Origin of the sequence: Pararhizobium sp. DWP3-4 (assembly GCF_049898205.1) — a bacterium.
GTDB lineage: Bacteria > Pseudomonadota > Alphaproteobacteria > Rhizobiales > Rhizobiaceae > Pararhizobium.
In genome coordinates this window covers 935,530-948,668 of record NZ_JAFCXF010000001.1, presented here as the reverse complement: position 1 = coordinate 948,668, position 13,139 = coordinate 935,530, and the positions used below count along the sequence as shown (strand labels likewise).

Below are 13,139 nucleotides of genomic sequence, written 5' to 3'. Positions count from 1 at the left end.
GTTGTCGGCGTTTATTCTGCAGCGTTCCGGCTACCCGCATCATCATAAACAGCATCGGCAGCACCGGGTGCCGTCTCGACCTGCAAATCCGGAAACGCTACGATCCGTTTGCCGGAAAGATCGCTGTGAACCACGATCAAGCCTTGCTCTTCGAAATAACCGAGCAGACGGCGGGCGCGGCGGGCGGAATGCGTGCCGTAGGCCCGTGCAATCATCGCATCCGAAGGGCATGGCAGATTGCGCACGGCAGACTGCGCCACCAGCAGGAACACGCCCTGCAGATCGTCCGTGACATTGCGTGACAGGTTAAGCGCGGACGCCCAGATTTCGGTCGCGGCCGTCTCGGCATCGACGCCGGACCGGCCAACCGCCATCTTGCGGCGGAAGGCGCTCAGCGACAGCGGTGCACCGGGAACGCGGCGGATCCGGCAACGAACGAGAAAATCCTGGAACAGTTCGGCATCGGCGCGGAACGCTGCGTCGGGATGTTCGAGGATTTCGGCAAGCAGGCCGTCGAGCAGCGCCTCGCGCTCCTGAACCGGCATTTCCGGCACCGGTGCCTTCGGCTCTGCAAGACCGATCGGTTCCGGGCGCGGCCGCGAAAGCTCGGCAAGGATATCGGTGGCCGGGCGCGGCTGGGCGCTGGGACGCCGCATGATGGGCCGGATCAATTCGTCCGGATCCGGCGTGAAGATCAGGTCCTCGACATCGGCGACCGCTTCAGGCAGCGGCGTCAGCTTCGGGCTGGTGGAGCGGGCTGAGGTCTCGACATGGCCGATGGTCACCGGCAGCGGACGCCGCGACAGAGCCGGGCCGAGCGCCACGAACGAACCGCGTTTCAGGTCGCGGAACATTTCGGCGGTGCGGCGGTCCATGCCGAGCAGATCGGCGGCGCGCGCCATGTCGATATCGAGAAAGGTGCGCCCCATCAGGAAGTTGGAGGCTTCGGCGGCAACGTTCTTGGCAAGCTTTGCCAGGCGCTGCGTGGCGATAACGCCGGCCAGGCCGCGTTTACGTCCACGGCACATCAGGTTGGTCATGGCGCCAAGCGAGATTTTGCGCACTTCTTCCGAGACGTCACCGGCAACCGACGGCGCAAACATCTGCGCTTCATCGACAACCACCAGCACCGGATACCAGTAGTCGCGATCAGCATCGAACATCGCATTGAGAAAGATACCGGCGCTGCGCATCTGCTGCTCGATGTCCAGCCCCTCCAGCGACAGAACGCAGGAAACGCGATGCTGGCGGATACGGCTGGCGATGCCGATCAGTTCGGCTTCCGTGCGCTCGCCCTCGATGACCACATGGCCGAACTTGTCGGCCAGCGTGACGAAATCGCCTTCCGGGTCGATGATGCACTGCTGCACCCACGGGGCGGACTGTTCCAGCAGACGGCGCAGAAGGTGCGATTTTCCCGAGCCGGAATTGCCCTGCACCAAAAGACGCGTCGCCAGAAGCTCCTCGATATCGAGCGGAACGGATGCGCCATCGGACGCCGTCCCCATGTCGATGCCGACTTTCATATCCACCTCGTTCAAAATGCCACTGCGTAATTCCTAAAATCGAATCGATTTAAGGCTAAAATTATGCAGCAGACCTAAAGTGTTACAGCGACCTTTGCGCGTCATATTTGCCGCGCGGCGCTGTAATGCGGATGCGCCGCCACGAACCCGCAAGCGTTGACCCCTACCACCAAACCGCCTGTGTGGCGCGCCAATCGCAGCAAAACCCACAGCTAAGACAGCAGATCTTCAGAAATAAAGCCTGTGCGTGACTGTGTTGTTTTCCAGAACCGGCGAAAACCCAAGGCGTCCATAAAATTCGAACGCTTGCGGCGGTGCTCTTGTGTTCAAAAACCGGAAGAAATCGGCTGCGTCACGGACGATGAAGCGAACCAGCTGGCTGCCGATACTCTTGCCCCGATGACCCGGTGTCACATAAAGATGCCGAACGCGGCCAGCAGAAGCGTCGCCGGCGAACGGATCGACATTGCGGCCGCAGACACCGGCAAGCACACCATCGACAATCGCCCCGGCAAGGATTTCGCCTGGGCGATCGAACCGGTTGAGGCCGGAAATCCAGTTTTCCTGCAACCGGGCAAGCATGCGCTGCCCCTCGGCAACGCTTTCCTCCCGCAAGGCTGCGAATCCATCAAAGTCAGGCGTTATCGGCACGATCTGCATCACGTCAGATGGCCTGCGACACCGTGAGCCCAAATCCTTGCAGCAGTCGGCGTGTAGTAAAGTCCGGGTGCCCCGACGTGAAGATAGCCGGATCGATGCCGTTCAAGGGCTCAAAACCATCCGGCAGCGGCACAAGGCTGCGCGCGCGGCGGGCAATCGCCTCGGCCGGGTCGAGCCAATCCACCGGCCAGGGTGCCAGGCGGCGGAAGACATTGGCCATGAACGGATAATGCGTACAGGCCAGCACGACGATGTCGGTCTTCTTGCCATCCTTCTCGACAAAACACTGCTCGATCTCGGACAGAACCGCGCCGTCATCGATTGCCTCGCCACGAATATAGGCTTCCGCCATGCGGGCCAGATTTTCAGAGCCGACAAGGCGGACATGGCATTGCGTAGCAAACGACTGGATGAGATCGCGGGTATAGGCGCGTTTGACGGTGCCGGGCGTTGCCAGAACCGAGACAAGGCCGGAGCGCGTCCGCTCCGCCGCAGGCTTGATCGCCGGTACCGTGCCAACGAAGCGCATCCCGGGGAAGGCCGCGCGCAAATCGGCGCCGACCAGCGTGAAGGCGGTATTGCAGGCGATAACGCAGATTTCGGGATCGTGCTCGGTAAGCAGCTTGGCAAACAGCGAGATGACGCGCTGCTTCAGCGCTTCCTCTTCCCAGCCGCCATAGGGGAAACCGGCATCATCGGCGATATAGATAAAATGCCGCTCCGGCATCAGCACGCGCGCTTCGCGCAGCACGGTCAGCCCGCCGATGCCGCTGTCGAAAACCAGGATGGGTTTTAGCTCAGGTATCGTCACCGGCGTCGTCAACCTTGTTCGCGCGCGAATTTTCCGGCGCTCCGGTACCGCGCGGCGCCTCGCGGGTGAAACGGTCGAGCGACGAGATGACGCCGCGCACCAGACGGATTTCGGATTCGGTAAAGCCAGGGCGGGTCAGGACTGCACGCAAATTGTCGACCAATTTCGGCTTTTTGGCGACCGGCCGGAAGTACCCGCGCGCCTCCAGCGCCTCCTCGACATGATCGAACAGTCCCTGCAACTGGTCCTTGGTCGCCGGGTTCTGCGGCAATGCCTGGAAGGAGGTTTCCTCCCGCGATTCCATGGATGTCTTCAGCCATTCGTAGGACATCAGAAGAACCGCCTGCGCCAGATTGAGTGAGGCAAAGGCCGGGTTGACCGGGAAGGTGACGATCTCGTCGGCGAGCGCCACCTCTTCGTTGGTGAGCCCGGTACGCTCGCGGCCGAACAGGATGCCGGTCGCCTCGCCCATGTTGAAGCGGCTGCGCAGCGTCTCGGCGGCGACCAGCGGCGAACGCACCGGCTTGTAGCCGTAACGGTCGCGTGCGGTTGTCGCATAGACGAAATTCAGGTCGGCGATCGCTTCCGGCACGGTCTCATAGACCTTGGCCGCGTCGATCACATGATCGGCCCGGCTTGCGGCAGAGCGGGCCTTTTCGCTTGGCCAGCCATCGCGCGGGCTGACCAGCCGCAACTCGGAAAGACCGAAATTGGCCATGGCCCGCGCCACCATGCCGATGTTCTCGCCAAGCTGCGGATGCACCAGAATGATCGCCGGTCCTTCGGTGAGAAGTACGCGCTCGCTGTTGGTTCCTGCCATTCCGGTACTTTCGTCTCTGTTTCAGCGCCTGGATTTCAGCGCTTCCTTGCATAGATGCGCGGATTTTGAAAGCCGCAACCCGCGACGGCCTATTGCGGATTGGTGACGCCCTGGCTGGCGATCCCCTGCAATTCCCCCTTGAGCGAGCCTGTTTCGCCCGTCCGGACAATATCGTCGATGACAGCTTTGCCGCCCTCCTCGATCACCATGAAATGCAGTTCGCTCGGTTTCCAGTCGCTCGCGCGCTCGCCAAAACAATGGCTATTGTCAAAAGTGACCTTCACGTCGCTTTTACCATCCGCCTCCGGACCAGCGATGATGGACAGGTCCTTGATCGAGCAGCTATCCTGACCGCTGACAATCACATCATAGTCAAAGGGCGAATCGCCTTCGTCATAGGCCGGGAATTTTGCCGCCTCACGGTAGGTCTTGGCGAAATCCTGGCTATAGATGCGGCCCAGTCGTGCCTTAGAGAAATAGTCCTCGCCGGATTGCGCCTCTTCCGCCCAGCCCTTGACCGCCTCCTGCATGATCTCGTTGACGGGGGCCGCCGGGTCCGCCGCCTGCGCCGTCGAAAAGGCCGCGCAGGCAAGAACAACAAGCATCAACCGTTTCATCGACCATCTCCAATTTAAGGCGCAGCTGGTCTGCCGGCGCCACACCATGTTCGGTTGGTCATAACCATTTTCTGAGCGTCAGGCGAGGCCGGAATGAGCGGCAGAGCCCCTCGCCCACCAGCAGCAATGTAGTATCCGGCTAATACCCGGCAGGGCAACGCCCGTGGCATCCTGCCTGCCGACGCAACCCGATGGAGGATATGATGGGCGGCAAGAAAATTCTGATGATCTGCGGCGATTTCACCGAGGACTACGAGACGATGGTGCCGTTCCAGGCGCTGCTCGCGGTAGGGCATACGGTTCACGCGATCTGCCCCGGCAAGGCGGCCGGCCAGCAGATCGCCACGGCCATCCATGATTTCGAGGGCGACCAGACCTATTCGGAACGCGGCCACAATTTCACCCTGAACGCGACCTTCGCCGAAACCAAGGTCGAAAGCTACGACGCGCTGGTTATCCCAGGCGGCCGCGCACCGGAATATCTGCGGCTCGATGCCAACGTCATCGCCATGGTTCGACACTTCTTCGACGCAGGCAAACCGGTGGCGGCGATCTGCCATGGTGCGCAATTGCTGTCGGCGGCCGGCGTGCTGAAGGGACGCACCTGCTCTGCCTACCCCGCCTGCCGTTTCGACGTCGAGCTTGCCGGTGGACATTATGCGGATATCCCGGTGGACCAGGCAGTCACCGACGGCAATCTGGTGTCGGCACCCGCCTGGCCCGCCCACCCCGCCTGGATCGGCCAGTTTCTGACAGTGCTCGGCACGGAAATCCGCCACAGCAAGCCGTTGACAAGATCAGCCGCCTGACAGCGGCCTTGCCAAACCGCACCGAAGGGTGAACACTTCAGGCCGGAGTTCTGGGAGGAACGGATGTGCAGGCTATTCATCGGCGCCGACCCGGCGCTCTGGCAAAGTGTCACCCGCTCGGTGCGGATCGACGGGGTAGCGACAAGCATCAGGCTTGAAAGCTTCTTCTGGTCCATTCTGGACGATATCGGCGACCGCGACGGCATGTCGGTTGGCCGTCTGATTGGCCGGCTCTATGTCGAATCGCTCGGCGAAGGCCATCCGCCGGAGAATTTCACATCCTTCCTGAGGGTTTGCTGCGGCCGCTATCTGGCGCTGCAAGTCGAGGGGCTCGTGCCAACTGATCGCCATACACCGATTGCCGCGCTCGATGCGGACAGCATTCTTGTCCGCGAGGACAGACGCTATGCAAAACCGCGCGCTGCAGATTTTCCGCGCTCCGTCCGGGGCCATTGAACAGAGGTTTTGCAATCGGCAGGCAACGCAGGCGGAATCGCGCGCGTATGTCTTTGCCTGTGGTGAACTGGATGCTATAGGGGCGCAAACCCTTCTCCATCCAACCCCATACAGAGGTTTGCAACATGACAAAGATCAAGGTCGCCAATCCGGTCGTCGAGCTCGACGGCGATGAAATGACCCGCATCATCTGGCAGTTCATCAAGGAAAAGCTGATCCATCCCTATCTGGATATCGATCTGGAATATTACGACCTTGGCATGGAAAACCGCGATGCGACTAACGATCAGGTGACGATCGACAGCGCCAACGCCATCAAGAAGCACGGCGTCGGCGTCAAGTGCGCGACGATCACCCCCGACGAGCAGCGCGTCGAGGAATTCGGCCTGAAGAAGATGTGGAAATCGCCGAACGGCACGATCCGCAACATTCTGGGCGGCGTCATCTTCCGCGAACCGATCATCTGCAAGAACGTGCCCCGGCTTGTTCCCGGCTGGACCAAGCCGATCATCGTCGGCCGCCACGCCTTCGGCGACCAGTACCGCGCCACCGACTTCAAATTCCCCGGCAAGGGCAAGCTGACGATGAAGTTCGTCGGCGAAGACGGCACGGAAATCGAGCACGAAGTCTACGACGCGCCGGCAGCCGGCGTTGCCATGGGCATGTACAACCTCGACGAATCGATCACCGATTTCGCCCGCGCATCGCTGAACTACGGCCTGCAGCGCGGCGTTCCGGTCTATCTGTCGACCAAGAATACCATCCTCAAGGTCTATGACGGCCGCTTCAAGGATATCTTCCAGGCTGTCTTCGACGCCGAATTCGCGGACAAATTCAAGGAAGCCAAGATCTGGTACGAACACCGCCTGATCGACGACATGGTCGCTTCGGCGCTCAAGTGGTCCGGTGGTTACGTCTGGGCCTGCAAGAACTACGACGGCGACGTCCAGTCCGACATCGTGGCCCAGGGCTTTGGCTCGCTCGGCCTGATGACCTCGGTTCTGATGACCCCGGATGGCCAGACGGTCGAAGCCGAAGCCGCCCACGGCACGGTGACGCGCCACTACCGCCAGCACCAGAAGGGCGAGGAAACCTCGACCAACTCGATCGCCTCGATCTTCGCCTGGACGCGTGGCCTTGCCCACCGCGCCAAGCTCGACAACAACACTGAGCTGGCAAAGTTCGCCGACACGCTGGAAAAGGTCTGCGTCGACACGGTCGAGAGCGGCTTCATGACCAAGGATCTGGCGCTGCTCATCGGCCCCGACCAGCCATGGCTTTCCACCACCGGCTTCCTCGATAAGATCGACGAGAACCTGAAGAAGGCAATGGCTGCCTAAGCACACACAGAGTCATCAACAGATAACCCGGCCACCGTGCCGGGTTTTTTTATGGAACCTTCTTATGCTTCGCCCGTTCGCGATGTGAGACCCTTGCATGCTGCGCTGCATGCTTCACCTCCCAAAAGATCGTGAACCTTTTTAAATGACTGTTTCTACCGAGAGAACCCAACCGCTTCTTCCGCGCATCGCGCTGGTTTCAACGCATGGATATGTCGCCGCGGAACCACCGCTTGGCGCTGCCGACACGGGCGGTCAGGTCGTCTATGTCATCGAACTCGCCCGCAAGCTGGCGCTGCTCGGTCATCAGGTCGATATCTACACGCGCCGGTTCGAGGACCAGCCGGAATTCGACGAAGTCGATGACCGCGTCCGCGTCATTCGCATCCCCTGCGGCGGCAATGACTTCATTCCGAAGGAATATCTCTATAGGCACCTGATGGAATGGTGCGAAAACGCTGTGCGCTTCATTCGCAAGAACAATTTTACCTACACGCTGATCAACAGCCACTACTGGGACGCCGGTATTGCCGGACAGCGGCTGTCCGAAGCGCTTGCCGTTACCCATATCCACACGCCGCATTCACTGGGCATGTGGAAGAAGAGCCAGATGGAGACGGATTATCCGGACAAGGCGGCCGAGTTCGACAAGGAATTCAATTTTTCCGAACGCATCAAGCATGAGCTGATCATCTACCGCTCCTGCAGCATGGTGATTGCCACGACGCCGATTCAGGTGGAAATGCTGGTCAACGACTATAATCTGCCGCGCGACCGGGTGCACATGATCCCGCCCGGCTACGACGACAACCGCTTCTTCCCCGTATCGAGGGCAACGCGCGAAATGGCCCGCCAGCGCTTTGGTTTCGAAGGCAAGGTGGTGATGGCCATGGGGCGTCTGGCCACCAACAAGGGCTACGACCTCCTGATCGACGGCTTTTCGGTGTTGGCCGAGCGTGTGCCGGAAGCGCGGCTGCACCTGGCCGTCGGCGGCGAGAACATGGACCCACAGGAGGCAGGCATTCTCGCCGAGCTGAAGGCGCGCGTAGCCTCGCTGGGCCTTGAGGACAAAGTCGTCTTTTCCGGTTTCGTGGCCGACGACGACCTGCCGGATTTTTACCGCGCCGCCGATATTTTCGTGCTGTCGAGCCGCTATGAACCCTTCGGTATGACGGCGATTGAAGCGATGGCCAGCGGCACGCCGACTATCATCACCATTCATGGCGGATTGTTCCGCGCTGTCAGTTATGGCCGCCACGCGCTGTTTGCCGATCCATTCGACAAATACGACCTGGGCGTCACCATGATGAAGCCGCTGAAGCACGAGCGGCTCTACGGCCGCCTGTCGCGCATGGGTGCCCATAAGGCCCGCAGTCTGTTTACCTGGACCGGCATTGCCCAGCAGCTGATCGGCGTCGTCGAAGGACGGCCGATGCCGCAGGCAATGGATGACAACGAATGGGCGGAACCATGGACGGATGGAGATTGAAGCCCGTCCGGCTGTTCTGCAGCGACATAGACGGGACGCTGGCAGGAAACACGGATGCAGAGGCAAGATTTGGTCAGGCATGGCAAAGCCTCAGCCCGGACGAGCGGCCGCTTCTGGTGCTCAACAGCGGTCGGCTGATCGCCGATCAGAAGGCCTTTGTCGCCACGACGGCATTACCGAGGCCGGATGTCTATATTGGCGGCGTCGGCACGATGCTCGACCACGAAAAGGAACCATCCCATGGCCCGGCCTATTCCAGCTCCATCGGAGCGGGTTTCGACCGTGAGAGAATTGCCGAAGCTCTTGCCGGTATCACCGGCATCGCCGTCCAACCCGACGCCTACCAGCATGCGCAGAAATCCAGCTGGTATCTGATGGACGCCGATGCGGTAACCCTGGCTGGCATCCAGGAACGGCTGGCGAGCGCTGGCATTGCCGCACGCCTGGTCTATTCCAGCAACCGCGATCTCGACATCTTGCCCGACGGCGTCGACAAGGGGGCCGCCCTCTCCTGGCTCTGCCGCCAGCTTGGCCTGTCGCATGACGATGTCGTGGTGGCCGGCGATACCAACAACGACCGCAGCATGTTCGAACTGCCGGGCGTGCGCGGTATCGTCGTATCCAATGCTTTGGCGGAATTGAAGGCCATCGCTGAGGATCGGCCGGAGATTTACAGGGCCCAGGGTTCCGTCGCTGATGGCGTGCTGGAGGGGCTTGTGCATTGGGGTGTCCTTGAGAAATGATCCCCGCGCCTCACCAGCCGAATTTCCTTAGCCAGCTCATGAAATACAGTGCCCGGCATCGCGATTTCAACGCCGGGTCCTGCTAACTGCTATTTCAACGGCAGATGAATGTCGGTCAACAGTTCGGTCGGCGCGGCATCTCGCGGGTTGTTGACATATTCCTCGAACATCACGGTATCGCGGACTTCCCGGCCCGATCGCGGCAGCCATGTGCCATAGAGCCATTGATAGGCCTTGTGCATATCGGCGTAAGGCCCCTTGTGGCGCAGAACGGCATATTCGCCGCCATCCAGATGCTGTCGAACCAGCGGCTCGTCCGCCGGCACATGCTCGCCTTCGGTCACGCAGGCAAACGCACGCAGCTCGTCCTCCGCCACCAGATCCGGGTCGTCCAGATAGAGGCCGACCATCTTCATTTCCGGCCTGTAGAGCCCGCGCGCCTGTAGCGTGCCGCCCAGTGTTTCGAAAGCCCGGCCTATGCCCATATAGGAGCCGGTATGGCTGACCCCGACCAGTTCACGCGGGGAAATCGTTTTCGTCGTAACAGGATACATGTCGCCAAATCCTTTGCCGTTTGCCGATTGAAAGACCGTGTGGCTGCCCTCTCTCCGGTAGCGGGCCGGCGGTATGCCGAACACCGATTTGAAAATCCTGTTGAAGGATTGGAGATTGGGATAGCCGGTCCGTCTTGCGATTTCCTCGACAGAAAGAGTGGTGCGCACCAGATCACCCGCAGCCCGGTGCAGCCGTAACCGCTTGACGGTCGCCGCCAGCGTCTCGCCGTGCACGGCCCGGTAGATCCGGTGCCAATGATGCGGCGACAGGCACGCAATATCCGAGAGCCGATCGAGATCGAGCTCCTCGTCCAGGTGGTCGTGAATATAGGCCGATACGCGCCGCAGGCGCTGCTCGTAAACCGCCCAGATGCTGTCTTCCTTCATGCCGATCCTCATACAAGCCGAACAACCAGACAGAACCACATCCGCATTTGACAAATCCTGCGGAGTTGGCGCGCACGATTTGAGCACGAGAAAAAACGATTGGGCAAAGAAAAACCGGGCCTTTCCGCCCGGTTTCTCAAACATCGCAAGGAACCGAAAGCCGGATTACCCGGCCAGTGCCGCAGCAACCGCATCGATCGCTTCCGCAGCCTTAGTACCATCCGGGCCACCGGCCTGCGCCATGTCGGCACGGCCGCCGCCGCCTTTGCCGCCGAGCGCTGCAGAGGCGATACGAACCAGATCGACAGCGCTGAAACGCGACGTCAGATCGTCGGTCACCGCAACCACGGCGCTTGCCTTGCCGTCTGCGGAAACGCCGACGAAGGTGACGACGCCGGAACCGAGGCTCGTCTTGCCGTCATCGGCGAGACTCTTCAGGTCCTTCGGCTCGACGCCGGTAACCACCTTGCCGAGGAATTTAACCCCGCCGATATCCTGGATCTGATCGGCAGAACCACCGGCGCCGCCGCCGCCGCCGCCGAGCGCCAGCTTCTTCTTCGCCTCGTTCAGTTCGCGCTCCAGCTTGCGGCGCTCATCCATCAAGGCTTCGACGCGGGTCAGAACGTCGGCCGGCTGAACCTTGAGCGTCGTTGCCAATGTCTTGACCCGCTCGTCCTGTTCGTTGAGATAGGCAAGTGCCGACACCCCGGTCAAAGCTTCCAAACGGCGAACGCCCGCACCGACGGCGCTTTCGCCGACGATCCGCACAAGGCCGATCTCGCCGGTGGCGCCGACATGGGTGCCGCCGCAGAGCTCGACGGAGTAGGGCCGGTTGGCCTTGGCGCCATGGATGCCCTGCCCCATCGACACGACACGCACTTCATCGCCGTATTTTTCGCCGAACAGCGCCATCGCACCCTCGGCAATCGCGTCATCGACGCTCATCAGCCGCGTCGTCACCGGGCTGTTCTGCACGATGATCTCGTTGGCCATGTCCTCGACGATCTTCAGCTCCTCGGCCGACATCGGCTTGGGATGCGAGACGTCGAAACGCAGGCGTTCGGGCGCAACCAGTGAGCCCTTCTGGGCAATATGGGTTCCCAGCACTTCGCGCAGCGCTTCATGCAGCAGATGCGTGGCCGAATGGTTGGCACGCAGGCGCGAGCGTCGGGCGTGATCGACGGTGAGCGCGGCAGCGTCGCCAACCTTGACCGTTCCGTCTTCCACAACACAGGAGTGCACGAATAGGCCTTCGCCGCGCTTCTGCACGTCGGTCACCGTCAGTTTTGCATGATCGGTCGAGATGACGCCGGTATCGCCCATCTGGCCGCCGGACTCGCCGTAGAATGGGGTCTGGTTGAGCACCAGCTGCACTGTGTCCCCCTTCGACGCGGTTTCGATCGCCTTGCCATCGGCAACGATCGCCTGAACCACGCCCTCGGCGGTCTCGGTGTCATAACCGAGGAATTCGGTGGCGCCGAGCTTTTCCTTCAGTTCGTACCAAATCGTTTCCGTTGCCTTGTCGCCGGAACCGGACCATGAGGCGCGGGCCTCCGCCTTCTGGCGTTGCATGGCTGCGGTGAAAGCCTCGGTATCGACGCCGATACCGCGGGCGCGCAAGGCGTCCTGCGTCAAATCGAGAGGAAAACCGAACGTGTCGTAAAGCTTGAAGGCGGTATCGCCGTTCAGCTGGTCACCTTCGACCAGATCCGTCGCTGCATCCGACAGCAGCCCGAGACCACGCTCCAGCGTCTTGCGGAAACGGGTCTCTTCGAGCTTCAACGTTTCCGAAATCAGCGATTCCGCCGGGACAAGTTCGGGATAGGCGCGGCCCATCTGGCCGATGAGGGCCGGCAACAGCCTCCACATCAACGGGTCACGGGCGCCCAGCAGCTCCGCATGGCGCATGGCGCGGCGCATGATCCGGCGCAGCACATAGCCACGGCCTTCCTTCGACGGCAGAACGCCGTCGGCAATCAGGAAGGCGGACGCGCGCAGATGGTCGGCGATCACACGGTGGCTGGCACGGTGGTCGCCTTCAGCCTTGACGCCCGTCGCCTCTTCCGAAGCTGCGATCAGCGCGCGGAAAAGGTCGATGTCGTAATTGTCATGCTTGCCCTGCAGCAGGGCCGCAACACGCTCGAGGCCCATGCCGGTATCGATCGACGGACGCGGCAGGTCGACGCGTTCTTCCTTCGTCACCTGCTCGTACTGCATGAAGACGAGGTTCCAGATTTCGATGAAGCGGTCGCCATCTTCATCCTTGGAGCCGGGAGGGCCGCCCCAGATATGATCGCCGTGATCGTAGAAAATTTCAGAACAGGGACCGCATGGGCCGGTATCGCCCATCGCCCAGAAATTGTCGCTGGTCGGAATACGGATGATCCGGTCGTCGGTCAGGCCGGCAATCTTCTTCCACAGGCCGAAAGCCTCGTCGTCCGTGTGATAGACGGTGACCAGCAGGCGTTTGGCGTCGATGCCATACTCCTTGGTGATCAGGTTCCAGGCAAGCTCGATCGCCCGCTCCTTGAAATAATCGCCGAAGGAGAAATTGCCGAGCATTTCGAAGAAGGTGTGGTGACGCGCGGTATAACCGACATTGTCGAGGTCGTTGTGCTTGCCGCCGGCGCGCACGCATTTCTGCGCGGTCGCAGCCGTCGAATAGGAACGCTGCTCAAGGCCGGTAAAGACGTTCTTGAATTGCACCATGCCGGCATTGGTGAACATCAGGGTCGGGTCGTTGCGCGGAACCAGCGGGCTCGACGCTACGACTTCATGGCCGTTCTTCTTGAAGTAGTCGAGGAACGTCGACCGGATTTCATTCACGCCGCTCATATTGCGCCCTTATCTCTTGCATCGGACCGTCCGCGACCTGCCTGGCCGAACCGCGAACCGGAAACTTTTGAAAATTGCGGATCACCGGACAT

The 13,139-nt window shown here is 61.1% G+C and carries 12 protein-coding genes; 5 read left to right on the top strand and 7 right to left on the bottom strand.

Going from position 1 to position 13,139, the window contains the following annotated elements; genetic code table 11:
• Window positions 1-11: 11 nt before the first annotated feature.
• The 5 genes from ACP7E6_RS04455 to ACP7E6_RS04435 form a co-directional block, all read right to left on the bottom strand.
• Window positions 12-1,526: a helicase HerA domain-containing protein gene (locus tag ACP7E6_RS04455; RefSeq protein ID WP_426228255.1), complete on the bottom strand. Its 1,515-nt coding sequence runs from the start codon at window positions 1,524-1,526 to the stop codon at window positions 12-14.
• A 228-nt stretch (window positions 1,527-1,754) separates the two neighbouring features.
• A complete protein-coding gene (locus ACP7E6_RS04450; RefSeq protein WP_426228554.1) occupies window positions 1,755-2,186 on the bottom strand; it encodes a GNAT family N-acetyltransferase in 432 nt (143 codons plus the stop codon).
• Between the two features lie 4 nt (window positions 2,187-2,190).
• Window positions 2,191-2,997 (bottom strand): glutamate racemase, encoded by an 807-nt coding sequence (gene murI / locus ACP7E6_RS04445; protein WP_426228253.1) that lies wholly within the window; start codon window positions 2,995-2,997, stop codon window positions 2,191-2,193.
• Window positions 2,984-3,817: an RNA methyltransferase gene (locus ACP7E6_RS04440; protein WP_426228251.1), complete on the bottom strand. Its 834-nt coding sequence runs from the start codon at window positions 3,815-3,817 to the stop codon at window positions 2,984-2,986. The genes murI and ACP7E6_RS04440 overlap by 14 nt, the downstream gene beginning before the upstream one ends.
• A gap of 89 nt (window positions 3,818-3,906) precedes the next feature.
• Window positions 3,907-4,434 carry a hypothetical protein gene (locus tag ACP7E6_RS04435; RefSeq protein ID WP_426228249.1) on the bottom strand — a complete coding sequence of 176 codons (528 nt, stop codon included), beginning with the start codon at window positions 4,432-4,434 and terminating at the stop codon, window positions 3,907-3,909.
• A 203-nt stretch (window positions 4,435-4,637) separates the two neighbouring features.
• Here ACP7E6_RS04435 and ACP7E6_RS04430 point away from each other — a divergent pair, with 203 nt between their 5' ends.
• The 5 genes from ACP7E6_RS04430 (at window position 4,638) to ACP7E6_RS04410 (ending at window position 9,271) form a co-directional block, all read left to right on the top strand.
• Window positions 4,638-5,243, top strand: coding sequence for a DJ-1/PfpI family protein (locus ACP7E6_RS04430; RefSeq protein ID WP_426228247.1), 606 nt, complete (start codon window positions 4,638-4,640; stop codon window positions 5,241-5,243).
• 63 nt (window positions 5,244-5,306) lie between these two features.
• The gene (locus ACP7E6_RS04425) at window positions 5,307-5,699 is read left to right on the top strand and encodes a ribbon-helix-helix domain-containing protein (RefSeq protein ID WP_426228245.1); all 393 of its coding nucleotides are present in this window, start codon (window positions 5,307-5,309) and stop codon (window positions 5,697-5,699) included.
• Window positions 5,700-5,824: 125 nt separating this feature from the next.
• Window positions 5,825-7,039, top strand: a complete 1,215-nt coding sequence (locus ACP7E6_RS04420) for an NADP-dependent isocitrate dehydrogenase (RefSeq protein WP_426125481.1) — start codon at window positions 5,825-5,827, stop codon at window positions 7,037-7,039.
• Between the two features lie 145 nt (window positions 7,040-7,184).
• The gene (locus ACP7E6_RS04415; RefSeq protein WP_426228243.1) at window positions 7,185-8,528 is read left to right on the top strand and encodes a glycosyltransferase family 4 protein; all 1,344 of its coding nucleotides are present in this window, start codon (window positions 7,185-7,187) and stop codon (window positions 8,526-8,528) included.
• Window positions 8,498-9,271: an HAD-IIB family hydrolase gene (locus ACP7E6_RS04410; RefSeq protein WP_426228241.1), complete on the top strand. Its 774-nt coding sequence runs from the start codon at window positions 8,498-8,500 to the stop codon at window positions 9,269-9,271. The genes ACP7E6_RS04415 and ACP7E6_RS04410 overlap by 31 nt, the downstream gene beginning before the upstream one ends.
• 89 nt (window positions 9,272-9,360) lie before the next feature.
• On the opposite strand, the gene ACP7E6_RS04405 is transcribed toward ACP7E6_RS04410, so the two are convergent.
• Together ACP7E6_RS04405 and alaS are read right to left on the bottom strand one after the other, a co-directional pair.
• Window positions 9,361-10,212, bottom strand: a complete 852-nt coding sequence (locus ACP7E6_RS04405; protein WP_426228239.1) for an AraC family transcriptional regulator — start codon at window positions 10,210-10,212, stop codon at window positions 9,361-9,363.
• A 165-nt stretch (window positions 10,213-10,377) separates the two neighbouring features.
• Entirely contained in the window at window positions 10,378-13,047 is a 2,670-nt protein-coding gene (gene alaS, locus ACP7E6_RS04400; protein ID WP_426228237.1) for an alanine--tRNA ligase, read from the bottom strand.
• Window positions 13,048-13,139: the final 92 nt, after the last annotated feature.

Bases quoted from the DNA above. Each gene is read 5' to 3' on its own strand.
- ACP7E6_RS04455 (WP_426228255.1), bottom strand. From the start codon at position 1,526: ATGAAAGTCGGCATCGACATGGGGACGGCGTCCGATGGCGCATCCGTT.
- ACP7E6_RS04450 (WP_426228554.1), bottom strand. From the start codon at position 2,186: ATGCAGATCGTGCCGATAACGCCTGACTTTGATGGATTCGCAGCCTTG.
- ACP7E6_RS04440 (WP_426228251.1), bottom strand. From the start codon at position 3,817: ATGGCAGGAACCAACAGCGAGCGCGTACTTCTCACCGAAGGACCGGCG.
- ACP7E6_RS04435 (WP_426228249.1), bottom strand. From the start codon at position 4,434: ATGAAACGGTTGATGCTTGTTGTTCTTGCCTGCGCGGCCTTTTCGACG.
- ACP7E6_RS04430 (WP_426228247.1), top strand. From the start codon at position 4,638: ATGGGCGGCAAGAAAATTCTGATGATCTGCGGCGATTTCACCGAGGAC.
- ACP7E6_RS04425 (WP_426228245.1), top strand. From the start codon at position 5,307: ATGTGCAGGCTATTCATCGGCGCCGACCCGGCGCTCTGGCAAAGTGTC.
- ACP7E6_RS04420 (WP_426125481.1), top strand. From the start codon at position 5,825: ATGACAAAGATCAAGGTCGCCAATCCGGTCGTCGAGCTCGACGGCGAT.
- ACP7E6_RS04415 (WP_426228243.1), top strand. From the start codon at position 7,185: ATGACTGTTTCTACCGAGAGAACCCAACCGCTTCTTCCGCGCATCGCG.
- ACP7E6_RS04410 (WP_426228241.1), top strand. From the start codon at position 8,498: ATGGGCGGAACCATGGACGGATGGAGATTGAAGCCCGTCCGGCTGTTC.
- ACP7E6_RS04405 (WP_426228239.1), bottom strand. From the start codon at position 10,212: ATGAAGGAAGACAGCATCTGGGCGGTTTACGAGCAGCGCCTGCGGCGC.
- alaS (WP_426228237.1), bottom strand. From the start codon at position 13,047: ATGAGCGGCGTGAATGAAATCCGGTCGACGTTCCTCGACTACTTCAAG.